The organism is Pseudomonas sp. HLS-6, from assembly GCF_002753995.1.
In the GTDB taxonomy this organism is placed as follows: Bacteria; Pseudomonadota; Gammaproteobacteria; order Pseudomonadales; family Pseudomonadaceae; genus Aquipseudomonas; species Aquipseudomonas defluvii.
Genome location: NZ_CP024478.1, coordinates 1,003,673 through 1,026,658 on the forward strand (window position 1 = coordinate 1,003,673; position 22,986 = coordinate 1,026,658).

The following is a 22,986-nucleotide window of genomic DNA, read 5'->3' on the forward strand; positions in this document are numbered from 1 at the left end:
CCATGACGAACACCACCGTGCCGTGTTGGCCCTGAGCGTTACAGCGCCATGCGGTACTCAATAAAGCCGGAGTTCTCAGCCACCCAGTTGTACAGCTTCTGTGCCCGCTTGTTGGTGTTGTGGGTGTGCCAATACAACCGCGCACACTGCTGTTGCCGGGCAAATCGTTGCACCCACTCGATCAACAACTTACCGGTACCGCCACCCCGAATCGTCGGGGCTACGTACAAGTCTTCGAGGTAGCAGAAGTTATCCACCGACCAGGTTGAACGGTGCAACACCGCATTCACAAAACCGACCAGCTCATCACCCTGCACCGCAACGGCCGAATACACCGGCTCGTTCGGGTCGAGCATGCGCTGGAAGGCCATGCGCGTGGTTTCCTCGCTCAACGCCACCTCATAGAAATCCTGATAGGCCAGCCACAGCGGCAACCACTGATCATAGTCGCTGCTTTGCACTGCACGTACCGTTACTGCGGTTTGCTCATTAGCCATTGCACTCACCTGCTACACATCAAGGTTGAACCGGGAAGACGTGCAGGGTAGAGCCTTCAACGGCTACCAAACCGACCACTTTACAGCGCCCGGGCAGGCCAATTACCACCTGTGGGCAACGCCTGCCCGAAGCCCGCCTCAATCCACCCCATGCTCCGCCAGCGCCAGGCTTACATCATCCGTCAGCGCCTTGGCCATCTCCCCCAAATACCACGCCGACCACGCCGCCTGCGCAGAACCCTCGCCCATGGCGATATCCAGCGCCAGCGTGTTGGCGCACTTAAGCAGGTTCGAGGCGTATTCAAGGGCGAGGGAAATGGGGATATCAGGACTGACGCGGAAGAGGTGGTCATCCTGGCCGTAACGGCCGAAGGTGGTGGTGCCGGTGGTTTTCAGGTTTTTGAGGTTGGGCATGAAATGGAACTCCTATTTCCTAGAAGCCATCACCGCCTGCCGCCAAGCAGGTAAGGGTGACGGGTTGCACAAGGTTGGCGGACCGGGAAATAGGAAACCCAGCACTTCCGAAGAAGTCCCTGCACAACCCGTCATAACGCGGTTTCACGGGCACGCAAAAGCGCCCGCAACCAAACGAAGGGTTGCGCCTATTTTCCTCGGGCCGCCAAGCCCGGATCACTGATGTGCAGTGACTGGGGGCAGGGTAGCGTGGTGTTGTAGAAGGGACAAGTGAGAGGCTTGGTGAGTCGGGGGGATGGAGTGAGTAGCGATTCGATTTGCGGGGTATGGGTGGGCCTGTTTCTGCTGTCGGTAGTAGATTTTTTTGATGTTCTATTTGGGCTAGAAGCCCTTCGTGGCGGACTGCTTTCGGCCCAGAGTGTGTAAAAACACTTTTGTATCTTGGATACCTCAGCCCAGCGCAGTTGGGCGAGTCGATTGCCCAGGCATTTGCCACGATCAGCACCGGTAACGCCCCAGGGCGCTTATGAAGCGCTTTAGCGCCACCTAGAGCAGCAAAAGCCGGGGCTTTTATGCCGCCAGCGCCTTCAGCAAGCTTTCCGTACCGATGATTTTCATGACTCGCTTCATGTTGTAGGCGAGCACATTGAGGCTCATCTCCGCGCTGACGCCGACCAGCCTACGTGTAAGAAAATGCGTGGATCCCATCCATTGCTTGAGCGTCCCGAAGGGATGCTCAACAGTGCGTTTTCGGATTCGCATCATGTCCGGCGCGTGGTTCAGCCGGATCTGCATTTCATCTAGCACTGCTTCATGCTCCCAACGCCGCACTCGTCGCTGCTTGCTCGGCGTGCACTGAGTTTTCAGGGCGCAGCTCTGGCAGTTCGAACTCCAGTAGCAGTGCATGTTCAGGCCTTTCTCGACGCTAGAGAAACGCCAAATCAATGCCTCACCAGCTGGGCAAACGTATTCATTTTTGGCTGCGTTAAAAACGAAGGCATCTTTGTTGAAACGCCCGTCCGCTTTAGCTCCTGAAGTCATCGGCTTGGGTAAATAAGCGGTAATTTTTGCATTATGGCAGGCCAGGATTTCCTCGCTTTTGAAGTAGCCCCGATCAGCCACTACCGACAGCGTTTCTGAACCAATGGCTTCCCGAGCCTGCTTCGCCATCGAGCTGAGTTGGTCGCGGTCAGAGCCAACGTTCGTGACCTCGTGAGCAACGATCAAATGGTGCTGGGTATCGACCGCCGTCTGTACGTTGTAGCCGACAATGCCATTGCCACGCGTCATCATCGAGCGGGCATCGGGGTCGGTCAGTGAAATCTGTTTGTCTGGAGAGTCGTTGAGTTGAGATTCGATCACCTGAAGCGCTTTCATCTGAGCTTTGAGCTTGGCGATTTTCTCTTCCAGGCGCGTAGCATCTGGCTCAGCGGCGCTTGGCAATTGCCGATCAGCTGCATCAAGGGAGGTCAGGTAACGGTTGATGCTCGACTCGATTTCCTCCATTCGCCGCTTTAGTTTGGCGCTGGTGAAATTGCGGTCGCGGTTGTTCACTGCCTTGAATTTGCTCCCGTCGATGGCCACCAGGTTTTCGCTAAACAGCCCCAACTGCTGGCACAGCACAACGAACTGGCGGCACGCGCCGCGAATAGCTTTGCTGTTGTCTTTTCGGAAGTTGGCGATGGTTTTGAAGTCGGGCATCAAGCGCCCGGTTAACCACATCAGCTCGACATTGCGCTGAGCTTCTCGCTCAAGGCGTCGGCTCGATTGGATGCGGTTCAGATAGCCGTAGATATAGATCTTCAGGAGGATCGCAGGGTGGTATGCCGGTCTGCCGGTTTCGGCTGGAATGACGCCATCAAAACCCAGCGTGGCCAAGTTGAGTTCATCGACGAAGACATCAACCACCCGTACCGGGTTGGTATCGCTGACGTAGTCGTCGAGGCTCTCGGGAAGTAAGGTGCTTTGCCCTCGGTGCTCACCCTGGATAAACCGTTTCATGGGCTTCCCTTGCGATGAAGTTCTCAGAAATCATAGCAAGGGTATGTCCGGGCGTTTTTACACACTCTGGGCCATGAGCGGCCACTCGAACACATCACCTGACCGGCTGTTTTGTAGGGCGACGCAGTCACCGATGTTCCGCTGCCAACATTGTTCTGAATTGAGAAGTGGTCTCGGAAGATAGCCCAGCGGCTTCGAACACTGCGCAGGTGAAGCTAACGGGTGCAGGGCCTGGAGCAGTTATGATGCGGTCTGCAACCACAGCTACTGGGCTGCTTCGATAAAGCGTGCCCCCCTCATAACCCATGGCATTCTGTTGCAGGAAGTCGGCGCTGTTCGATGTATGAGGAACGGTGTCGAGAAGGCTGGCCCTGGCAAGTGCCAGCGTTCCCCCACAGATACCGGCAATTGTCGCTCCACTTGCACGACTAGCATGAAGAAACTCCCGAATATCAGGTGCTTCTGCACGTTCCCAGACCATTCCTCCAATCACGACTACAACGTCCGGTTTCCAGTCCAGACATTGTTGCAAACTGCTCTCGACCGTTACCGCCAATCCACCCTGCGAGCGAAACTGCCCCGTAGCAGAAGCGAAAAACCTGACATCGATCCCGTAAAACGGAGACGCAGTTCCAGCAATGAAAGCGTATTCCCAGTCCGCAAAACCGGGTGTCAGTATCAATCCCACACGTGCCATCAGTCAGAATCCTCCATGAATGCCAATAACATATGGCGACAACACACATACATCAAGGGCAGCTATGGGTCGGTTGCTGTCCTTCACGATAGGCAGCTATTGGCTGACAGATGCCCACCGTGAAAGGCAGCTGTGGGGCAATTCAATGCGCCGCATGAGCGAGCCCTTGCTACAAACCGGCAATGGTAAATCCCCGTTTGATTGGCGAGTCGCTATCAGGCTCGCTAGCCTTGGCGAGGGGCGCTGTGATTTACCTGCGCTTGTGTGTATCGCCACGACTTCGTTCTTTCGTGTTGGTGCGACGCGCAGTTGGGGCAACTCAGCAGGTACACACTCGGAAACCCGTTGATCAGATGAGGTGGCTCCATGAACAAGGCAGTCTTTGCAGCGCTGGCCATTACGGTACTTGCGCAATCACCGGCTTATGCCATCAGCGAAAAGTACCGTAAGCAGTTGGAGCAGTCGGGTTGCACCCAGATGAGCGAGCTTCAGGGGTGCGATATCACCAAGAGCAAGGCCGAAAATGCCAAGGCGGGGTTTGGTGAGCCCGCAGCACCGGCAGCAGACAGCACCAAAAGCCAGACCCCATATGCCGGGCAGTGGGTTGCTAAAAGTGCTTCAGGTGCGACGGTTGCCACCATTCGTATCGATGAAAAAGAGCATGTTTGGGTGAACGGCAAACCGGTCAAAGCCAAACGCACCGATGGCGGGCTGCAATTTCGGGCTGGCACGATCCTATTCATGATTCAGGGGGATCGGCGGCTGAAGGATGAGGATTACTGGACGGATAGTGATGCCGGGACCAAAGGCCTTATTCAGGCCGAATGATGGCGGGGTTTGCAGCCCTCTGTGCGCACTGGCCACTTCTCACTGATCAGAAACGTTCGTCAAGAATCGCTGGCAGTGCCCAAGCACACGAGCTGTACGACGTCGAGCACCGGGATCAGGTGGCCCAGGCGCAAAAGGTCACCTCTGGCCGCCCGCTTTTGCTCGACGCGCGTCTTCGTCGTCCTGGAGGGGATTAAGTCAATTTTCGCGGTAGATACCTTCATTCAGGCGTTGATCGCTTGGGGTTGCCCGATTGCAGATCAGGATGCCTGTGATGATCAGGGCGCCTCCTATCAACATCGGACTCGTCAGTTGCTCACCGAGCAACAGTGCGCCCAGCAGAACGGCGGTTAGCGGGTTAAGAGCAATGAACACCCCGGAGCGTGTGGCGCCGATTGTCTGGATGCCCTGGTAGTACCAGATGTAGGCCAATGCGGAACCTATTGCACCCAGGTACAGCAGGCTAAAAAAGTCGCCTGTGGATAGCGCACTCACTGAAGCAAAATTGAATTGCCCTGTAGCGGTGGCTGTCGCCGTCAGCATCGCTGCGCCAGCCCAGATGGAGTAGGTCACTGTATGTAAGGAGCCAATTTCGTTGACTATGGTTTTGCAGAACACGCTATAGACCACCCAGCTCAATACGCACCCGAAAATTAAGGCATCACCGCGCCAGTCGCTGTTCTCCGCAAGAAAGGTGTTTGGTGATTTACTGAAAATCACCGCTGCCGCACCCATAAGGCAGAGGCCTATTCCGGAGGTCTTCGTAATCGTGAGTTTTTCCCGGTAAAAGAGGAAGGAAAAAAAGGCCATTACTGCTGGGTTGAGGGCGACGATCAGTGAGGCCCGGGATGCGGTGGTGTAATGGAGCCCATAAAAGAAGAAAAGGTTGTAGGTGTATATGCCGCAGAATCCAAGGCCAAGTATTTTCACCAGTTGAGATCGGTTGATCTTGATAAACATTGTTCTGGAGAAAATCAGGAATAAGGTAAGCGTAGCGCCAGCAAGCATGAACCTCAGGCTTGCCGACAGCATTGGTGGGGTGTCGGAAGAAATGTAGCGACCCGCAACAAACGTTCCGCCCCAAATGATCGCCACCAAGGATAGCTTGAGGTACGTGAGGCTGTCGGACGCAGGTGTTCTTGCTTTTGATTGAAGGCGCATGATGTAAGCCTGACGTCAGAGTATGGAGGTGGACTTGAATGTGTATGAGTTATCTAGAGCCTGAAGTCTCGGGTTGACCTCGTTAACGTAGTTGCCGGTAATGGCCTCAAACACCGATAGTGTTTGTTTGGATGGTTCTTTAATTTCATTCCTGAGTGCGTATTGGCCAGCCATTCCATACGAAGCCAAGAGTGGTCCATTGATCTCTGGCCATAGCGCCGATACGCCTTCAGTTTTCCATTGAGCGCCCATAAAAATCTCCTTGATTACTGCGATGTCAAAAGGCGCCTAGGCCTATCTCGTTATGCTTCAGTGTTCTATCCTTATGCTGAATTGGGCTCATATGGAAATGAGTGATTACTCATGGTTGTGCGATGACGCTGACTCAGCTCGAAATTTTTATCGTCGTCGCCGGGCGACGTGGGTTCACGCTGGCGGCTGCCCAACTGAGGATCTCCCAGTCAGCGGTGTCTCATGCCATCAGGGCGCTTGAGCAGGAGCTGGGCGTTGAGTTGCTTTTTCGGCACCAGGGCCAGGTCGAATTGACGGATATTGGGGCAAGGTTGCTCCAGCGCGCTCAATCGATGCTCGGGCTGGCTGATGCAATTCGACAAGAAGCCTCTGATGCGCGGAGCATGAAGCTGGGCACCCTGCGCATCGGTTCATTTGGCCCCACGTCATCACAACGATTGCTGCCGCGAATCCTTGCCGACTACCGCAGGATCTATCCTGGTATCGAGGTACATGTGGACGAGGGGCCCGACCGCCAGGTCGTTCAGTGGCTATTGGATAGGCGAGTGGACGTTGGGTTCGTTGCCCTGCCGGAGGCCCAGTTCGATACCTACCCGTTGATCGAGGACCAAATGGTTGCCTTGCTACCTTGTGGGCACCGTTTGGCGGCCAAGGAGGCGGTGACGTTGAATGACTTGTGTTCAGATCCGTTCGTACTGACAGAAGCCGGTTCGTCTGAGTTGGTTTCGCGACTCTTTGTGGCCGCGAGATTGAACCCCAAAATCCGCTATAGAACCTCTCAGCTAATGAGCACCTTGGCTGCAGTGGCGCGGGGCGATGCTGTGACGGTAGTAGCCGAATCCGCTTTGCCTGAACGTGATGCCTCGCAGTACCTCACGAAAGTGCTCGACCCGGCAGTCAGGCGACATGTTGGGATTGCCGTGTTGGACAAGAGCCAATCGTCGCCGGCAGCCCGGGCTTTCATTGCCTTGTCTGTGAAGATCTTTCGCAATCAAGTGGTTTGACCTCATGGGCACGCAAGAACCATAGAATCTCCCACAGAACATGCAGTGTTTTGCATGGATCCCTGTGGGAGTTGGCTTGCCAACGATGCAGGCGCCGCAGACTGGTTGACACCCCGCTGACGCTATCGCAGGCAAGCCTGCTCCCACAGGGAAAACTCACATACTCTGTGTGGCCCCCTGTGGTTGGCTTGCCCACGATGCGGGCGCGTTGACACCCGCAGGCCAGCCTGCATCCCACGCGTTCCGCTTACACCTCCGCGGTCACGCTTTGCAGGGCCGTACGCTTGTTCATCAGCCAGTAGTAACTGAGTGCCGGGAACACCAGGCCGACGGCCCATGCCAGGTCAACGCCCTGCAAAGCGGTAGCAATCGGCCCGGCGTAAAGCGAGGTGTTCATGAACGGTACTTCAAGCAGGATGGTGCTCAGAAACACGCCGATGGCGATCCAGTTCACCCGGCCATAGATACCCTTTGGCTCGAAGATGTCGGCAATCTGGTAAACGCCTTTGCGCAGCGCGTAGTAGTCCACCAGGTTGATGGCCGTCCAGGGGATGAGGAAGTAGCTCATGAAGAAGATGAAGTTCAGGAAGAACTGGATGAAGTCATCTTGAGCCAGGGTGCATAAGCCCGTGGCGGCGGCGCAGATGATGAACATGAACCCGGCCCGTGCGCGGGGCGTGACTTTCAGCGGGGCGAACGGTTCGATTACCGTGACGGTCGACATGAACGCGCCGTAAAGGTTGAACACGTTGATGGCGACCTGGCCGTACAGAATGAACGCGAACATCAGCAGCGTTCCACCGCCGAGCAGCCCCACCAGGTTCAAGCCCACATTGTCTGCAAAGCCGGCCATGGCCTTGGCCAGTACGGCACCGAGCAGCATCATCCAGCTGCCGCCGATGACAGTGCCCAGGTAGCTGTACCAGAACACGTGCCGGGTCGGGGTGCTTGTGGGCAAGTAGCGGGAGTAGTCCGCCACATACGGCGCATAGGACAACTGCCAGGTGACTGCAATGCTGACCGAGGCCAGGAAGCTTGCCAGGTGGAAGCCCTGTGGTGACCATTGCTCAGGCGCCACCGGAAGCGCAAGCGCCAGCAGCGTAGCCGTACCAAACACGCCGATGGAGATGAACGAGAGGGCCTTCTGCAGGCGATGGATCAGTTGGTAGCCGAACAGGGCGACCAAAAAGCACAGTACGCCGAGCAGGACGATGTTGCCCTCGTTGCTGAGCGGGCTCGTGGTGGCGACGGCCTGGGCGGCGAGCAAGGTGTTGCTGACGAAGAACCCCAGGTAGATGAGCATGACGAACAGTAGCGGCACTATTGCGCCGAATACGCCGAACTGGGCTCGGCTCTGGATCATCTGCGGTATGCCCAGCCTCGGCCCCTGGGCGGAATGCGAGGCCATGAAGATCGCGCCGATCATGGAGCCCAGCAGGATGGACAGTGCGCTCCAGAACAGGTTGAGCCCCAGGCTGATCGGCAGCACACCCGCAGCAACGGTGGTGATGTTGGCGTTGGCGCCGAACCAGACAAAGAACAGTGAGCGGGGCTGGCCGTAGCGCTCATGTTCTGGAATGAAATCAATGCTTCTGTTTTCTATTTTCATGGCAGTCTCCGCGTTCAGCAGTCACGGGCAAGGCGGTTTTCGAAGCTGTGGATCGCTTCGACGAACGCTTCGGGGTGGAAGGCGAGGTGATCAGGTTCGAGTGTTCGCACCGAAGACGCCGGTTGGTTTTGCCAATGGCGAAGGAGATGCGCGGTGGAATAGATTTCCAGCCCGTAAATCCAGTTGGAGAGGATCAGCAGCGATGAGTAATGCGCTGCCAGCGTCGTTGCCGTGCAGGCATCTGAAACGAGGCTGAGCTGGAAGTCATGTTGGTAGGCATCGAACAGGCTGGTCATCACGCACACATCGGTCAGCACGCCAAACACCACCAGGTGGCGGATCCCCCGGCTGTGTAACATCTGGGCCAGCCGGGTGCCATGAAAGGCGCTGTAGCGGTGCTTGTCGATCACCACATCGCCGGCCTGTGGGGCCAACGCGTCGATGATCTCAATAGCAGGCGTACCTGCCAGGTAACTGGTCGGCTTGCCGTGCTCGTCCACGGGCTCTCCGGGGGCCAAGTCCCGGCCTTGCGCATCGTTGACGTGGCGGGTGTAGAACAGCGGGATACCCAAGCCACGGGCGGCGTCGATCAGCGAGGCCGCGTTGGCGACTACGTGGTCAAATCGTTCTAGTGCAAAGCCATCTTCTTTCTGCAAGTCGATAACAAGCACTGCGGTTGTGTCGGTCATCAAGGTCTTCCGGGTGCAGGTCTCCAGGAACGGGCGATTGAAGCCGTTTCCAGGGAACCATCGGATGAAGGGCCGCAGCACACCGGCAGGGCGGGCGCTACGGTAATGATCGAGAAGAACTCTCGTCGGGAAGACCGATCAGACTATCTGCCAGAAACCATTCTGTTTGGCCGCAACGCAGGCCGGTAGGCGTTTGAGCATGACCCGCAATGGCGCTGCTGCGCGGCGGAGAAAACCTCTCATGGCACCGGTTGGCAACGCACGCTCACGCCCACAGGCCTTCTGCCAATGACAGGCATGGGTTTTGCCAGTGGGTAATGAGCGATTGGCCATTTGAGGTGTGTCTCGGATGGATTGCCAGAAGGTTCAGCAATATCCGGGCCAGGGATGATGGAACTCTGTAAGGCGCGTTCTTGAGCGGTTGCGTTTTCAGGTGTTACTAGTGGTATGCGGGATGCCATAATACTGTGCTACCAGGCGTAGCATCCGTTCGGTATCCCGCTTCTTTCTGAAGCGGCTGCTTCGCCCTCTTTAAATACCCAATAGGCGCCTCGCGCGGCCTGATAGCCGCGCGAGGGCAAGGCCCTGTGTGAACCTAAGCCTCCCAGCCCGAGCCACTGAGCGCCGCCTGCACCAAGGGGTGCAAGTCCGCGCCTTTGTGCGCCGTCTGCCAGGCCAGCAATTCCTTGCGCATGGCGGGCGTCCAGAACATCTGCAAGTGATTACGCACGCCGAGCACGGCCTGTTGTGGGTCGGGTTCGCTGGCGAAGTACTGCGCGATCTGGTTGGCCATCTTGATCAGGTTGGCAGTGCTCATCGGCGTCCCTCGGTGTGTGTGCCGGCGGCGCGAGCCTGGCGGCGTTCGTCGAGCAAGCGCTGTTGTTCGTCACTGAATTCCTGATAACGCTTCTGCCACTCGGAAGGGTGGTAGACGCGGCTGACTTCCACGGCGGTGACCTTGTACTCCGGGCAGTTGGTGGCCCAGTCGGAGTTGTCGGTGGTGATGACGTTGGCCCCCGACTCTGGGAAGTGGAAGGTGGTGTACACCACGCCTGGCGCTACCCGTTCAGTCACCCGTGCACGCAGTACGGTCTGGCCGGCGCGGCTGCCGATGCCTACCCAGTCACCTTCGTTGATGCCACGGCTTTCGGCGTCGGTCGGGTGGATTTCCAGTCGGTCTTCTTCGTGCCAGGCGACGTTGTCGGTACGCCGGGTTTGGGCGCCGACGTTGTATTGGCTGAGGATGCGCCCGGTGGTCAGCAGCAGCGGGTAGCGGTTGTTGACCTTTTCCTCGGTAGGCACGTAGCCGGTGAGCATGAAGCGCCCCTTGCCGCGCACGAATTCCGTGATGTGCATGGTGGGCGTGCCGTCCGGTGCCTCGGCGTTGCACGGCCATTGCAGGCTGCCGTGGCGGTCCAGGGCGGCGTAGCTGACGTTGCTGAAGGTCGGCGTCAGGCTGGCGATTTCATCCATGATTTCTGACGGGTGCTGGTAGTGCATCGGGTAGCCCAGGGCGTTGGCCAGGGCCATTGTGCCTTCCCAGTCAGCCTTGCCACCCAAAGGTTCCATGACCTTGCGCACCCGGGAGATGCGCCGCTCGGCGTTGGTGAAGGTGCCGTCCTTTTCCAGGAACGAGCTGCCCGGCAGGAACACGTGGGCGAACTTGGCGGTTTCGTTGAGGAAAATGTCCTGCACCACCACGCACTCCATGGCCGACAGCGCTGCGGTGACGTGCTGGGTATTGGGGTCGCTCTGGGCGATGTCTTCGCCTTGGCAGTACAGGCCCTTGAAGCTGCCACCCAAGGCGGCCTCGAACATGTTGGGGATGCGCAGGCCGGGGTCCGGTTGCAGGGTGACGTTCCAGGCCTGTTCGAACTGCGCCCGTATCACCTCGTTGGAGATATGCCGGTAGCCGGGCAACTCGTGGGGGAAGGAGCCCATGTCGCAGGAGCCCTGAACGTTGTTCTGCCCACGCAGCGGGTTCACGCCCACGCCTTCGCGGCCGATGTTGCCGGTGGCCATGGCCAGGTTGGCGATGCCCATGACCGCCGTGCTGCCCTGGCTGTGTTCGGTGACGCCCAGGCCATAGTAGATCGCCGCATTGCCGCCCGTGGCGTACACGCGGGCAGCCGCACGGATGTCGGCAGCCGCTACGCCGCAGACGGGGCCAAGGGCTTCCGGCGAGTTTTCCGGGCGGCTGACAAACTCGCGCCAGCGGGCGAAATCGCTGCCCTCGCAACGGGCGTCGATAAAGGCCTGGTTGAGCAGCCCCTCGGTAACGATGACATGGGCCAGGGCGTTGAGCATGGCCACGTTGGTGCCCGGGCGCAGGGCCAGGTGAAGTTCGGCACGGGCATGCACCGAGTCCACCAGATCAATGCGTCGTGGGTCGATGACGATCAGCCGTGCGCCTTCACGCAGGCGGCGTTTGAGCTGGGAGGCGAACACCGGGTGGGCGTCGCTGGGGTTGGCGCCGATCACCAGGATCACGTCGGCCTGCATCACCGAGTCGAAACTCTGGGTGCCGGCGGATTCGCCAAGGGTTTGTTTCAGGCCATAGCCGGTCGGCGAGTGGCAGACCCGCGCACAGGTGTCGACGTTGTTGTTGCCGAAGGCGGCGCGCACCAGTTTCTGCACCAGGTAGGTTTCTTCATTGGTGCAGCGGCTGGAGGTAATGCCACCAATGGCGTCGCGGCCGTATGTTTGCTGCAACCGGCGGAATTCGCTGGCGGCGTAGGTCACCGCTTCGTCCCAGCTGACTTCCTGCCAGGGGTCGTTGATGTGCTTGCGGATCATCGGCGTGGTGATGCGATCCGGGTGGGTGGCGTAGCCCCAGGCAAAGCGCCCTTTGACGCAGGAGTGGCCGTGGTTGGCCTGGCCGTTCTTGTCTGGAACCATGCGCACCAGTTGGTCGCCTTTCATCTCGGCGCGGAACGAGCAGCCCACACCGCAATAAGCGCAGGTGGTGATCACACTGTGTTCGGGTTGACCCTGTTCGATCACGCTTTTTTCCATCAGGGTCGCGGTGGGGCAGGCTTGCACACAGGCGCCGCAGGACACGCATTCCGAGTCGAGGAAGTTCTCGCCACCGGCTGCGGCAACCCGGGACTCGAAGCCGCGCCCGGTAATGGTCAGGGCAAAGGTGCCCTGGGTTTCTTCACAGGCGCGTACGCAGCGGTTGCAGACGATGCACTTGCTCGGGTCGTAGTCGAAGTAGGGGTTGGAGGTGTCTTTCTGGTCGGCCAGATGGTTGGCGCCCTCATAGCCGTAACGCACCTCGCGCAGGCCGACCTGGCCGGCCACGGTTTGCAGCTCGCAGTTGCCGTTGGCCGAGCAGGTCAGGCAGTCCAGCGGGTGATCGGAGATGTACAGTTCCATGACGTTGCGGCGCAGGGTCGCGAGCTTCGGCGTCTGGGTGTGCACGCTCATGCCTTCACTGACCGGCGTGGTGCAGGACGCCGGGTAGCCGCGCATACCGTCGATTTCCACCAGGCACATGCGGCAGGAGCCGAAGGCTTCCAGGCTGTCGGTGGCACACAGTTTGGGAATGGTGGTGCCCATCAGTGCTGCGGCGCGCATTACCGAGGTGCCTTCGGGCACGCTGATGCTGCGGCCGTCGATCTTCAGGGTGACTTGCACCTGGCTGTCGCGGGCCGGGGTGCCGAGGTCGATATCGGTGTTCGGGTCGAAGAGCGTGATCATTGGTCGGCCTCCGAGGGCTGCAGACCGAAGTCGGCGGGGAAGTGCTTGAGGGCGCTGGCCACGGGGTAGGAGGTCATGCCGCCCAGCGCGCACAGGGAACCGTACTGCAGGGTGTCGCACAGGTCCTTGAGGATGATCACCTGCTCATCGCGACCGCGCTGGTCGGGTGCGGCCAGCAGGCGGTCGATCACCTCCACGCCCCGGGTCGAGCCGATGCGGCAGGGGGTGCATTTGCCACAGGATTCCTCGGCGCAGAACTGCAGGGCGAAGCGCGCCATGTGGGCCATGTCCAGGCTGTCATCAGCCACCACCACACCCCCATGGCCGAGCATGGCGCCAATGGCAGCGAAGGCTTCGTAATCCAGCGGCGTGTCGAACTGCCCGGGTGGCACCCAGGCGCCGAGCGGGCCGCCGACCTGGGCGGCCTTTAGTGGTCGGCCACTGGCGGTACCACCACCGTAGTCTTCCACCAGCTCCCTGAGGGTCAGGCCAAAGGCCCGTTCCACCAGGCCGCCGTGACGAACATTGCCCGCCAGTTGGAAGGGCATGGTGCCCAGGGAGCGGCCCATGCCGTAATCGCGATAGAACTGCGCACCCTTGGCCAGAATCAGCGGCACCGAGGCCAGGGTCAGCACGTTGTGCACCAGGGTCGGCAGGCCGAACAGGCCCTGCAAGGCGGGAATGGGGGGCTTGGCACGGACGATGCCGCGCTTGCCTTCGAGGGAGTCCAGCAGCGCGGTTTCTTCACCGCAAATGTAGGCGCCGGCACCGACGCGCACCTCCAGATCGAAGGCCAGGCCGCTGCCGCCGACATTGGCGCCGAGGTAACCGGCAGCCCGGGCGATATCCAGTGCCTCGCGCAGTGTGGCCACGGCCTGTGGGTACTCCGAGCGCACATAAATGTAGCCGTAGCTGGCCCCGACGGTGAGACCGGCAATGGCCATGCCTTCGATCAGCAGGAAGGGGTCGCCTTCCATCAGCATGCGATCAGCGAAGGTGCCGGAGTCGCCTTCGTCGGCGTTGCACACCACATACTTCTGCTCCGCCTGTGTGCCGCGCACCGTGCGCCACTTGATGCCGGCCGGGAAGGCTGCGCCGCCACGGCCGCGCAGGCCCGAATCGAACACCATGGTCGCGGTCTGCTCGCCACCCAGTGCAATGGCCTGGGTCAGGCCTTCAAAGCCACCATGGGCCCGGTAATCGTCCAGGGACAGCGGCCGGGTAATACCGGCGCGGGCGAACAGCAGGCGCTGTTGGCTTTTCAGATAGGGCAACTGCTCCACCAGGCCCACGGCCAGCGGGTGGGCGGACGGATCGCCGTGCAGCGCATCGAGCAGGGAGGGCACATCGGCAGCGGTCAGCGGGCCGAAGCCTATTCGGCCTTGCGGGGTGTCCATTTCCAGCAGCGGTTCCAGCCAGTACAGGCCACGAGCGCTGGTGCGTTGCAGATCCAGCGGCAGGTTGCGCTCCCGGGCCTGCGTGGCAAGGGCGGTGGCTACCGCATCGGCACCCACGGCACGGGCAAGCGAATCACAGGGCAGGTAGAGGCGCGGCATCATGCGTCCTCCTGGCAAGCATCGAGCAGAGTATCCAAGCGCTCGGCATTGAGCCGCGCATGCACCTGGCCATCCAGCTCCAGGGCTGGCGAGCAGGCGCAGGCGCCAAGGCAATACACCGGGCGCAGGCTGATGTTGCCGTCAGCGCTGCTGCCGTGGTCGTCCAGTTGCAGGCGTTCGCGCAATTGCGCGGCGAGCTGCTCGGCGCCGCGACTCTGGCAGGACTCGGCCCGGCACAGGCGCAGGATATGCCGGGCCGGCGGCGCGGTGCGAAAGTCATGGTAGAAGCTGATGACCCCACGAACCTCGGCCTGGCTCTGGTTGAGGGCATGGGCAATCTCAGGGACGGCGGCATCGGGGATGTAACCGATGCTTTCCTGAATCTCATGAAGAATCGGTAACAGTGCGCCGGGTGCGCCTTTGTGGCGCTCCAGCAGACGGGTGACCAAAGGCAGGTGCAACATCTCATCAGGCATACAGCATTCCTCACGGTCACGAGCAAACCAGACGGTTGTCGATTGTCCGAGAGTGTCGGCTGCGGCACTCACACCACGTCACGGCAGCGTGGCATGTTCAGGCCGTTGGCCAGGCACCCTGAGCGGGCATCTTGTTGGGCCCCGTGCGGTCTTTGCCGCACCTGTTCAGGGCATAACGGGCAGCTTGCCACGCCGCTGTTGATTCATCTGCACCAAAGCGACGTGCTCTGTTCTTTCTGCGACTACCTATTGAGTCTAGAAGAGTACGGCCTGGTGTGTCGTCCTTGGCGGTGGTTCGGCGCAATTTCCGGGATGCTCCTACAGTCGCTAAGGAAGCCTCTTTGATTAAAGACGGAAAAAGTTTATTGCGGTCCAGTGAAGATAAATATGATTCTGTTTTTCGTGCTGTGCCAAACCCTATATCAAATACAAGAGGTGATTGTGGCGATTTTACATCCCACGCGGCAGGATTTTTCGGGTCTCATTCATTTGCCAAACATTGCTGCCGAAGTGCGTGGTGCGGTTACGTATACCCAGAGCAATGGTTTTGGACCCACAACCTGGGACAAGGCATTCAATGCATGTAAGCAAGCGGCGATAATACGAGGTCGACATCGCCCGGATGTAATCTGGGCACAGGTTCCAGAAAAGTTCTCCAGCATCAGTCAGCGTTCGCAATGGGACGTAATGCTCCAAACCGCCTATGATCGAGCGTTGCATCGATTTGGTCGCGTTGATCACATAAAGCGTTGCAGGAATGAAAGCGGTTACGGGTTGTACTATTATTTTGGAAATGAGTTTGTCGTTGTTGAGCATACCAGCGACACTAACAGCGTCGTAATAGTAAATAACGTTCCCAAGGTCTATGGTCATTTTCATATAGAAAAAGGTATAAATATTACTAGCGGTGCCGGAGATTGTTTTGCTGTGGAGCGTGCTGTTCGTTTGTCAGTTTGGTCGCCGCTTATCGCACATGATGCTCGTCCGAATTTTGGCCATCACATCTATTATTTGTAATGCTCCTGTGCAGTGGTTATGAAAATAAGGGGAGCTTTATCATTGAAGCAGGTGTCTGCATGTTTGGCGCAAGGCCAAGTCCTGCTACGCATCAGGAAGCTGCCACCTAGGCCGCCCCCATTACTCCGTCGATAAAAGGCGCCTTCTTTGCCAGGTATTCACCGATGCCGCCGGTGTTGCTGGCTTCCAGCTCAAGTTTCAAGTCTTGATACTGCTGGCGAAGAACGGGGTCGCGCCTGAGGCGATCCCGGAAGCGAAGCATGCGTTCGATTTGACGATGGCCTGTGAGGCAAACGTGGGCCTTATGGGTTCGTATGCCATCAACATCGCGGCGATAAAAATGGTGGCCTGCGGACAGATCACTTCCCCGGGCGTAGCCGAGCTCACGCATGACGGTGTCTCGACGGGCTTCGTTCAGGTGCGCCGAAACTTCAATGAGAAGGTCAATCTCAGGCTTGGCTGCAAGCCCTGGAACAGCGGTGCTTCCGACATGGTGAATGGCAACAAGCTCTGCGCCGAACGCCGCCTTGATCTGCTCTTTGGCAGTGAGAAAGAGGGCAGGCCATCGGCTGTCATAGAGGGATATCGTGCTGGTCAGCCCCATGGTGGTTCTTCCTTGAATCCGCAGGCAGGCATCGGCGTAGCGCAGGCACAAAAAAACCGGCTCAATTGGCCGGTTTTTCTGGATCTGAAGGTTGGTAGAACCGTTCAGTTACTGCTGTTTGGTGCCCCGAGGGAGACTCGAACTCCCACTCCTTTCGAAAACGGATTTTGAATCCGCCGCGTCTACCAATTCCGCCATCAGGGCTTGTGGACGCGGAGTATAAAGAGGTGCCTACCGTTGGTCAATCAGCTTTCATGGTGAATTTTTGTCGATTCCGCTAAACTTTCCGGCCCTGTCAAACCGAACACCATCATGCGCGTCGCCGATTTTTCTTTTGAGCTCCCAGATTCCCTGATCGCCCGCCATCCTTTGGCCGAGCGCCGCAGTAGCCGGCTGTTGACCCTCGACGGGCCAACAGGGGCATTGGCGCACCGGCAATTCACCGATTTGCTCGAGCACCTGCGCCCGGGCGATCTGATGGTGTTCAACAATACCCGGGTGATCCCGGCGCGGCTGTTTGGCCAGAAGGCCTCCGGCGGCAAGCTGGAGATTCTGGTCGAGCGTGTGCTGGACAGCCACCGCGTGCTGGCCCATGTGCGCTCCAGCAAGTCGCCCAAGCCCGGTTCGCAGATTGTGATCGACGGCGGCGGTGAGGCCGAGATGGTCGCGCGCCACGATACGTTGTTCGAGCTGCGTTTCGCCGAAGAGGTGTTGCCGCTGCTCGACCGCGTCGGGCATATGCCGCTGCCGCCGTATATCGACCGCCCGGATGAAGGCGCCGACCGCGAGCGTTATCAAACCGTGTACGCCGAGCGTGCCGGTGCGGTGGCCGCGCCAACCGCTGGCCTGCATTTCGATGAAGACCTGCTGGCGAAGATCGCCGCCAAGAGCGTCGACACGGCATTCGTTACCTTGCACGTAGGGGCGGGCACCTTCCAGCCGGTGCGGGTAGAGCGCATCGAAGACCACCATATGCATAAAGAGTGGCTGGAGGTCAGCCAGGACGTGGTCGACGCCGTTGCCGCCTGCCGTGCGCGTGGCGGTCGGGTGGTGGCGGTGGGCACCACCAGCGTGCGTTCGCTGGAAAGCGCCGCGCGCGATGGCGTGCTCAAGCCGTTCAGCGGCGACACCGACATCTTTATCTTCCCGGGCCGGCCGTTTCATGTGGTCGATGCCCTGGTCACCAACTTCCATCTGCCCGAGTCCACGCTGCTGATGCTGGTTTCGGCCTTCGCCGGTTACCCGGAAACCATGGCTGCCTATAAGGCCGCGGTGGAAAACGGTTACCGCTTCTTCAGTTACGGTGATGCCATGTTCATCACCCGCAATCCGGCGCCACGTGGGCCCGAGGATCAAGCATGAGTCGCACCTGTCGTATGTCCTTTGAGTTGCTGGCCACCGACGGCAAGGCCCGTCGTGGTCGGTTGACCTTCCCCCGTGGCGTGGTGGATACCCCGGCGTTCATGCCGGTGGGCACCTATGGCACGGTCAAGGGCATGCTGCCGCGGGATATCGAGGCGATTGGTGCGCAGATCATCCTCGGCAACACCTTCCACCTGTGGCTGCGCCCGGGTACCGAGGTCATCAAGGCCCATGGCGACCTGCACGACTTCATGCAGTGGAAAGGCCCGATCCTCACCGACTCCGGTGGTTTCCAGGTGTTCAGCCTGGGCGCCATGCGCAAGATCAAGGAAGAGGGCGTGACCTTCGCCTCGCCGGTAGACGGCTCCAAGGTGTTCATGGGTCCGGAAGAGTCGATGCAGGTTCAGCGTGACCTGGGCTCGGACATCGTGATGATCTTCGACGAGTGCACCCCGTACCCGGCCGATGAAGACGTGGCACGGGTATCGATGGAGCTGTCGCTGCGTTGGGCACAGCGCTCGAAGAACGCCCATGGCGACAGCACTGCGGCGTTGTTCGGTATCGTTCAGGGCGGCATGCACCAGGACCTGCGCATGCGCTCGCTGGAAGGCCTGGACAAGATCGGCTTCGATGGCCTGGCCATCGGTGGCCTGTCGGTGGGCGAGCCGAAGCATGAAATGATCAAGGTACTGGATTACCTGCCAGGCCAGATGCCTGCTGACAAACCTCGTTACCTTATGGGGGTAGGCAAGCCGGAAGATCTCGTTGAGGGTGTGCGCCGCGGCGTCGACATGTTCGATTGCGTGATGCCTACGCGCAACGCGCGCAACGGTCATCTGTTTGTCGATACAGGCGTGCTTAAAATCCGCAATGCGTTCCATCGCCATGATGATTCGCCGCTGGACCCAACCTGTGATTGCTACACCTGCCAGAACTTCTCCCGCGCTTATTTGCATCATCTGGATAAATGCGGCGAAATGCTGGGTAGCATGTTGAATACCATCCATAACTTGCGACATTACCAGCGCTTGATGGCTGGTTTGCGCGAGGCTATTCAACAAGGTACATTGGCCGCTTTCGTTGATGCCTTCTACGCCAAGCGCGGGCTACCTGTGCCGCCTTTGGATTGATGTTTTGCCGACCCTTACAAGTACTATTTCGCAACTGGAGTGCTAAATGAGCTTTCTGATTCCTGCCGCATACGCGGACGCCGCTGCCCCTGCCGCTGCTGGCCCTGCCGGTACCGGTTTTGAGTGGATTTTCCTGGTAGGTTTCCTGGTCATCTTCTACCTGATGATCTGGCGCCCACAGGCCAAGCGTGCCAAAGAGCAGAAGAACCTGCTGAGCAATCTGCAGAAGGGTGACGAAGTTGTTACCAACGGCGGTATCGCCGGCAAGATCGTCAAAGTTGCCGATGACTTCGTAGTGCTCGAAGTGTCCGACTCGGTTGAGCTGAAGTTCCAGAAGGGCGCCGTTGCTGCGACCCTGCCAAAAGGCACGCTCAAGGCGATCTAAGTTTAAGTCTTTTACCAATCGACGGGGCGCGCAAGGCGCCCCGTCTCTTGAACGGGCGGCGTGATGCTGAACAAATACCCTTTATGGAAATACGCGCTGATCGTGCTGGTGCTGGCGGTCGGTTTCATTTATTCCGCTCCCAACCTCTACCCTGACGATCCGGCTGTTCAAATCAGCGGTGCAAGTACTGCGCTGCAGGTTGGCCAGGCCGATCTGGATCGTGCCAGCAAAGCGTTGAGAGATGCCGGTATTCAGGTCAAGGGCGCGAGCCTGGGTGAGAAGGGCAAGGGTGGCCTGCTGCGTTTGACCAAGCAGGAAGACCAGTTGCCTGCCAAGGACGTGGTGCGCAAGGCGCTGGGTGACGATTACGTCGTGGCGCTGAACCTGGCTCAAACCACTCCGCAATGGTTGCGCAAGTTGGGTGCAAGCCCAATGAAGCTGGGCCTGGACTTGTCCGGTGGTGTGCACTTCCTGCTGGAAGTGGACATGGACAAAGCCATTACCGCACGCCTGAAAGTGTATGAAGGTGAAGTCAAAACCCTGCTGCGTAAAGAGCGTGTGCGCTACCGCAGCCTGCCGCAACAAGACGGCAGCATTCAGTTGGGCTTCGCTGACGATGCAACCCGCGAGCAGGCACGTGCCCTGATCCGCAAGAATTTCAACGATTTCGAGCTTACGCCAAGCGAGCGTAACGACATGGCCGTATTGGGCCTGTCGATTTCGCCGGCCAAGCTGATCGAGATTCGTGAGTACTCCATCAAGCAGAACTTGACCACGGTACGTAACCGCGTCAACGAGCTGGGTGTTGCCGAGCCACTGGTTCAGCGCCAGGGTGCCAACCGCATCGTGGTGGAGCTGCCGGGCGTGCAGGACACCGCTGAAGCCAAGCGTATTCTCGGCAAGACCGCCAACCTCGAGTTCCGCCTGGGTGCAGAGCCGGGTGCCTCGAAAGCCACCACCGAATCCTTCGAGTTCCGTGAAGGCGGTCGTCCGCCAGCTGCGGTTGAGCGTGGCCTGATCATCACCGGTGACCAGGTAACCGACGCCCAGGCAAGCTTCGACGAGCATGGCCGCCCGCAGGTGAACATCCGTCTGGATGGCCACGGCGGCGAGCTGATGAGCCGCGCTACCCGTAGCAACGTCGGTCGCAGCATGGCGGTGATCTTCATCGAGCAGAAGCCGACCACTCGCTACGAGAAGCAGGTCGTCAATGGTGTCGAGAAAGACGTTGCCATCCAGACCTTCAAGGAAGAGAAGCGCATCATCAGCCTGGCGACCATTCAGTCGCCGCTGGGTAGCCAATTCCGCATTACCGGCCTGAACGGCCAGGGCGAATCTTCGGAACTGGCCCTGCTGCTGCGTGCCGGTGGCCTGGCTGCGCCGATGTACTTTGCTGAGGAACGTACCATTGGCCCAAGCCTGGGTGCGGACAACATCACCAAGGGTATCGATGCGTCGCTGTGGGGCATGCTGTTCGTCTCGCTGTTCATCATCGCCATTTACCGCTTCTTCGGTGTGATCGCTACCGTGGCACTGGCAGGCAACATGGTGCTGCTGTTGGCCCTGATGTCGGTGCTGGGTGCTACCCTGACCCTGCCGGGTATCGCTGGTATCGTACTGACCATGGGTATGGCGGTTGACGCCAACGTGCTGATCTTCTCGCGGATTCGCGAAGAGCTGGCTAACGGCATGTCGGTTCAGCGTGCGATCCATGAAGGTTTCGACCGTGCCTACACCGCGATTCTCGACGCCAACCTGACCACCCTGTTGGTCGGCGGCATCCTGTTCGCCATGGGTACCGGGCCAGTCAAAGGCTTTGCGGTGACCATGTCCCTCGGGATTTTTACCTCGATGTTCACAGCCATCATGGTGACCCGTGCAATGGTCAACCTGATCTTTGGTGGGCGTGACTTCAAGAAGTTGTGGGTTTAAGGGGCTGCCATGTTACGTACCATTAACTTCATGGGCGTGCGCAACGTTGCGTTCGCCGTCACCATGCTCCTTACCGTACTGGCCTTTTTCAGCTGGTTCCACAAGGGCTTGAACTTTGGTCTGGATTTCACCGGCGGTACGCTCATCGAGCTGACCTACGAAAAGCCGGCTGATCTGGGCAAGGTGCGCGAGGAGCTGGTCAAGGCTGGCTTCGGCGATGCCGTGGTGCAGAGCTTTGGCGCTACCACCGATTTGCTGGTGCGTATGCCGGGCGATGACCCGCAACTGGGCAACCGCGTTGCCGAGGCGCTGCGCAAGGTCAGTGGCGACAACCCGGCCGTGGTCAAGCGTGTCGAGTTCGTCGGCCCGCAGGTAGGTGAAGAGCTGCGTGACCAGGGCGGCCTCGGCATGCTGCTGGCACTGGGTGGCATCATGATCTACCTGGCCTTCCGTTTTCAGTGGAAGTTCGCGGTCGGTGCAATTGTGTCGCTGATCCACGACGTGGTTGTGACCCTGGGTATCCTGTCGTTCTTCCAGATCACCTTCGACCTGACGGTGCTGGCGGCAGTTCTGGCGATCATTGGTTACTCGCTCAACGACACCATCGTGGTCTTTGACCGGGTACGTGAGAACTTCCGCGTACTGCGCAAGGCTTCGCTGATCGAGAACATCAACATCTCCACCACCCAGACCCTGCTGCGTACCGTGGCCACCTCGGTTTCGACCTTGCTGGCGATTGCGGCGTTGCTGTTCTTCGGTGGTGACAACCTGTTCGGCTTCTCCATTGCACTGTTCATCGGTGTTCTGGCGGGTACTTACTCCTCGATCTACATCGCCAACGTGGTGTTGATCTGGTTGAACCTGAGCAGCGAAGACCTGGTTCCACCGGTGAAAGCCGAGGAAGTGGACGAGCGTCCGTAAATACGCCGTTTACCCGGTCAGTGGTCCCCAAAAGGCGCGAGTGTTGAACTCGCGCCTTTTTTTATGCTCCAAGGCTAGGAGAAGCACGGGCGATAACCCGTCTGTACGGTCTGGAGGTTTCACGTGAACAAGTCGATGCTGGTGGGTGCGGTACTGGGTGCTGTCGGTGTGACTGCCGGGGGTGCCATAGCAACCTACAAATTGGTGAACCATGGGCCTGAGTATGCTCAAGTGCTTGGGGTTCAGCCGGTCAAGCAAACCATCAAGACGCCACGGGAAGTCTGTAAGGATGTCGCGGTAACCCGCCAGGCGCCGGTCAAGGATCAGCATCAGATTGCGGGTACCGTGATCGGTGCCGTGGCTGGTGGCCTGCTGGGCAACCAGATTGGCGGTGGTACCGGCAAGAAGATTGCAACCGTGGCCGGTGCGGTGGGTGGTGGTTATGCCGGTAACAAGGTGCAGGAGAACATGCAGAACAAAGACACCTACACCACCACCGAGACGCGCTGCAATACGGTTAATGACCTGAGTGAGAAGGTCGTGGGCTATGACGTGAAGTATTCGATTGGTGACAAGGTCGGCAAGGTGCGCATGGATCGTGACCCAGGCTCACAGATCCCGCTGGACAAGAATGGCCAGTTGATTCTGGGGCAGGCCCCGGCGGGGCAGTGAGTGGGTGATGTGACGCTGGCTTGCCAGTGATCAGCGCTTAAACAAAAAGCCCCTGGCCTTTCGGTCAGGGGCTTTGT

Annotated in this window: 22 protein-coding genes and 1 tRNA gene; 9 read left to right on the top strand and 14 right to left on the bottom strand. The window is 59.0% G+C overall.

The window, feature by feature from the left end; genetic code table 11:
• Positions 1–38 precede the first annotated feature (38 nt).
• From CS390_RS04485 to CS390_RS04500, 4 genes are all read right to left on the bottom strand, one after another.
• A complete protein-coding gene (locus CS390_RS04485; protein ID WP_099773592.1) occupies positions 39–497 on the bottom strand; it encodes a GNAT family N-acetyltransferase in 459 nt (152 codons plus the stop codon).
• Positions 498–635: 138 nt separating this feature from the next.
• On the bottom strand, positions 636–911 hold the full coding sequence (locus CS390_RS04490; protein WP_099773593.1) for a DUF3077 domain-containing protein: 276 nt from the start codon (positions 909–911) through the stop codon (positions 636–638).
• 570 nt (positions 912–1,481) lie between these two features.
• Positions 1,482–2,912: an IS1182 family transposase gene (locus CS390_RS04495; protein ID WP_099773594.1), complete on the bottom strand. Its 1,431-nt coding sequence runs from the start codon at positions 2,910–2,912 to the stop codon at positions 1,482–1,484.
• Between the two features lie 127 nt (positions 2,913–3,039).
• Complete coding sequence (locus CS390_RS04500) at positions 3,040–3,609, bottom strand: DJ-1/PfpI family protein (RefSeq protein ID WP_099773595.1); 570 nt, start codon at positions 3,607–3,609, stop codon at positions 3,040–3,042.
• Positions 3,610–3,975: 366 nt separating this feature from the next.
• Between CS390_RS04500 and CS390_RS04505 the strand changes: the two genes are divergently transcribed.
• Positions 3,976–4,437 (top strand): hypothetical protein, encoded by a 462-nt coding sequence (locus CS390_RS04505; protein WP_065758861.1) that lies wholly within the window; start codon positions 3,976–3,978, stop codon positions 4,435–4,437.
• 198 nt (positions 4,438–4,635) lie between these two features.
• Here the strand turns inward: CS390_RS04505 and CS390_RS04515 are convergent, their stop codons facing one another.
• A complete protein-coding gene (locus tag CS390_RS04515) occupies positions 4,636–5,598 on the bottom strand; it encodes a DMT family transporter (RefSeq protein ID WP_099773596.1) in 963 nt (320 codons plus the stop codon).
• 15 nt (positions 5,599–5,613) lie between these two features.
• Complete coding sequence (locus CS390_RS04520) at positions 5,614–5,850, bottom strand: hypothetical protein (RefSeq protein ID WP_065758858.1); 237 nt, start codon at positions 5,848–5,850, stop codon at positions 5,614–5,616.
• A 122-nt stretch (positions 5,851–5,972) separates the two neighbouring features.
• Between CS390_RS04520 and CS390_RS04525 the strand changes: the two genes are divergently transcribed.
• Positions 5,973–6,854: a LysR family transcriptional regulator gene (locus CS390_RS04525; protein ID WP_099773597.1), complete on the top strand. Its 882-nt coding sequence runs from the start codon at positions 5,973–5,975 to the stop codon at positions 6,852–6,854.
• A 247-nt stretch (positions 6,855–7,101) separates the two neighbouring features.
• Here the strand turns inward: CS390_RS04525 and CS390_RS04530 are convergent, their stop codons facing one another.
• The 6 genes from CS390_RS04530 to CS390_RS04560 all read right to left on the bottom strand — a co-directional run bounded on the left by CS390_RS04530 (position 7,102) and on the right by CS390_RS04560 (position 14,886).
• Entirely contained in the window at positions 7,102–8,463 is a 1,362-nt protein-coding gene (locus CS390_RS04530) for a cytosine permease (protein WP_099773598.1), read from the bottom strand.
• Positions 8,464–8,477: 14 nt separating this feature from the next.
• Entirely contained in the window at positions 8,478–9,152 is a 675-nt protein-coding gene (locus tag CS390_RS04535) for a cysteine hydrolase family protein (protein WP_099773599.1), read from the bottom strand.
• Positions 9,153–9,747: 595 nt separating this feature from the next.
• Entirely contained in the window at positions 9,748–9,969 is a 222-nt protein-coding gene (locus CS390_RS04545; protein ID WP_065758854.1) for a formate dehydrogenase subunit delta, read from the bottom strand.
• Complete coding sequence (gene fdhF, locus CS390_RS04550) at positions 9,966–12,854, bottom strand: formate dehydrogenase subunit alpha (protein WP_099773601.1); 2,889 nt, start codon at positions 12,852–12,854, stop codon at positions 9,966–9,968. The genes CS390_RS04545 and fdhF overlap by 4 nt, the downstream gene beginning before the upstream one ends.
• Positions 12,851–14,413: an NADH-quinone oxidoreductase subunit NuoF gene (locus tag CS390_RS04555; protein WP_177442390.1), complete on the bottom strand. Its 1,563-nt coding sequence runs from the start codon at positions 14,411–14,413 to the stop codon at positions 12,851–12,853. The genes fdhF and CS390_RS04555 overlap by 4 nt, the downstream gene beginning before the upstream one ends.
• On the bottom strand, positions 14,410–14,886 hold the full coding sequence (locus CS390_RS04560) for a formate dehydrogenase subunit gamma (RefSeq protein WP_099773602.1): 477 nt from the start codon (positions 14,884–14,886) through the stop codon (positions 14,410–14,412). The genes CS390_RS04555 and CS390_RS04560 overlap by 4 nt, the downstream gene beginning before the upstream one ends.
• A gap of 387 nt (positions 14,887–15,273) precedes the next feature.
• Between CS390_RS04560 and CS390_RS24895 the strand changes: the two genes are divergently transcribed.
• Positions 15,274–15,903: a hypothetical protein gene (locus tag CS390_RS24895; protein ID WP_157767115.1), complete on the top strand. Its 630-nt coding sequence runs from the start codon at positions 15,274–15,276 to the stop codon at positions 15,901–15,903.
• A gap of 106 nt (positions 15,904–16,009) precedes the next feature.
• Here the strand turns inward: CS390_RS24895 and CS390_RS04570 are convergent, their stop codons facing one another.
• A complete protein-coding gene (locus CS390_RS04570) occupies positions 16,010–16,507 on the bottom strand; it encodes a GrpB family protein (protein WP_099773604.1) in 498 nt (165 codons plus the stop codon).
• A 119-nt stretch (positions 16,508–16,626) separates the two neighbouring features.
• Positions 16,627–16,711: transfer RNA gene (locus CS390_RS04575), tRNA-Leu, on the bottom strand.
• A 108-nt stretch (positions 16,712–16,819) separates the two neighbouring features.
• Between CS390_RS04575 and queA the strand changes: the two genes are divergently transcribed.
• The 6 genes from queA to CS390_RS04605 all read left to right on the top strand — a co-directional run bounded on the left by queA (position 16,820) and on the right by CS390_RS04605 (position 22,909).
• Positions 16,820–17,869, top strand: coding sequence for a tRNA preQ1(34) S-adenosylmethionine ribosyltransferase-isomerase QueA (queA, locus tag CS390_RS04580; protein ID WP_099773605.1), 1,050 nt, complete (start codon positions 16,820–16,822; stop codon positions 17,867–17,869).
• A gap of 14 nt (positions 17,870–17,883) precedes the next feature.
• Positions 17,884–18,999 (top strand): tRNA guanosine(34) transglycosylase Tgt, encoded by a 1,116-nt coding sequence (gene tgt / locus CS390_RS04585; RefSeq protein WP_176717408.1) that lies wholly within the window; start codon positions 17,884–17,886, stop codon positions 18,997–18,999.
• A 46-nt stretch (positions 19,000–19,045) separates the two neighbouring features.
• Positions 19,046–19,384 (top strand): preprotein translocase subunit YajC, encoded by a 339-nt coding sequence (gene yajC, locus CS390_RS04590; RefSeq protein WP_065758839.1) that lies wholly within the window; start codon positions 19,046–19,048, stop codon positions 19,382–19,384.
• Positions 19,385–19,447: 63 nt separating this feature from the next.
• Positions 19,448–21,316: a protein translocase subunit SecD gene (gene secD / locus CS390_RS04595; protein WP_099773606.1), complete on the top strand. Its 1,869-nt coding sequence runs from the start codon at positions 19,448–19,450 to the stop codon at positions 21,314–21,316.
• A gap of 9 nt (positions 21,317–21,325) precedes the next feature.
• Positions 21,326–22,237 (top strand): protein translocase subunit SecF, encoded by a 912-nt coding sequence (secF, locus tag CS390_RS04600; protein ID WP_099773607.1) that lies wholly within the window; start codon positions 21,326–21,328, stop codon positions 22,235–22,237.
• A 123-nt stretch (positions 22,238–22,360) separates the two neighbouring features.
• Positions 22,361–22,909, top strand: a complete 549-nt coding sequence (locus CS390_RS04605) for a glycine zipper 2TM domain-containing protein (RefSeq protein ID WP_099773608.1) — start codon at positions 22,361–22,363, stop codon at positions 22,907–22,909.
• Positions 22,910–22,986: the final 77 nt, after the last annotated feature.

Bases quoted from the DNA above. Each gene is read 5' to 3' on its own strand.
- CS390_RS04520 (WP_065758858.1), bottom strand. From the start codon at position 5,850: ATGGGCGCTCAATGGAAAACTGAAGGCGTATCGGCGCTATGGCCAGAG.
- CS390_RS04515 (WP_099773596.1), bottom strand. From the start codon at position 5,598: ATGCGCCTTCAATCAAAAGCAAGAACACCTGCGTCCGACAGCCTCACG.
- CS390_RS04495 (WP_099773594.1), bottom strand. From the start codon at position 2,912: ATGAAACGGTTTATCCAGGGTGAGCACCGAGGGCAAAGCACCTTACTT.
- CS390_RS24895 (WP_157767115.1), top strand. From the start codon at position 15,274: ATGATTCTGTTTTTCGTGCTGTGCCAAACCCTATATCAAATACAAGAG.
- secF (WP_099773607.1), top strand. From the start codon at position 21,326: ATGTTACGTACCATTAACTTCATGGGCGTGCGCAACGTTGCGTTCGCC.
- CS390_RS04505 (WP_065758861.1), top strand. From the start codon at position 3,976: ATGAACAAGGCAGTCTTTGCAGCGCTGGCCATTACGGTACTTGCGCAA.
- secD (WP_099773606.1), top strand. From the start codon at position 19,448: ATGCTGAACAAATACCCTTTATGGAAATACGCGCTGATCGTGCTGGTG.
- yajC (WP_065758839.1), top strand. From the start codon at position 19,046: ATGAGCTTTCTGATTCCTGCCGCATACGCGGACGCCGCTGCCCCTGCC.
- CS390_RS04545 (WP_065758854.1), bottom strand. From the start codon at position 9,969: ATGAGCACTGCCAACCTGATCAAGATGGCCAACCAGATCGCGCAGTAC.
- CS390_RS04530 (WP_099773598.1), bottom strand. From the start codon at position 8,463: ATGAAAATAGAAAACAGAAGCATTGATTTCATTCCAGAACATGAGCGC.
- CS390_RS04490 (WP_099773593.1), bottom strand. From the start codon at position 911: ATGCCCAACCTCAAAAACCTGAAAACCACCGGCACCACCACCTTCGGC.
- CS390_RS04535 (WP_099773599.1), bottom strand. From the start codon at position 9,152: ATGACCGACACAACCGCAGTGCTTGTTATCGACTTGCAGAAAGAAGAT.
- fdhF (WP_099773601.1), bottom strand. From the start codon at position 12,854: ATGATCACGCTCTTCGACCCGAACACCGATATCGACCTCGGCACCCCG.
- CS390_RS04485 (WP_099773592.1), bottom strand. From the start codon at position 497: ATGGCTAATGAGCAAACCGCAGTAACGGTACGTGCAGTGCAAAGCAGC.
- CS390_RS04570 (WP_099773604.1), bottom strand. From the start codon at position 16,507: ATGGGGCTGACCAGCACGATATCCCTCTATGACAGCCGATGGCCTGCC.
- CS390_RS04560 (WP_099773602.1), bottom strand. From the start codon at position 14,886: ATGCCTGATGAGATGTTGCACCTGCCTTTGGTCACCCGTCTGCTGGAG.
- CS390_RS04500 (WP_099773595.1), bottom strand. From the start codon at position 3,609: ATGGCACGTGTGGGATTGATACTGACACCCGGTTTTGCGGACTGGGAA.
- tgt (WP_176717408.1), top strand. From the start codon at position 17,884: ATGTCCTTTGAGTTGCTGGCCACCGACGGCAAGGCCCGTCGTGGTCGG.
- queA (WP_099773605.1), top strand. From the start codon at position 16,820: ATGCGCGTCGCCGATTTTTCTTTTGAGCTCCCAGATTCCCTGATCGCC.
- CS390_RS04555 (WP_177442390.1), bottom strand. From the start codon at position 14,413: ATGATGCCGCGCCTCTACCTGCCCTGTGATTCGCTTGCCCGTGCCGTG.
- CS390_RS04525 (WP_099773597.1), top strand. From the start codon at position 5,973: ATGACGCTGACTCAGCTCGAAATTTTTATCGTCGTCGCCGGGCGACGT.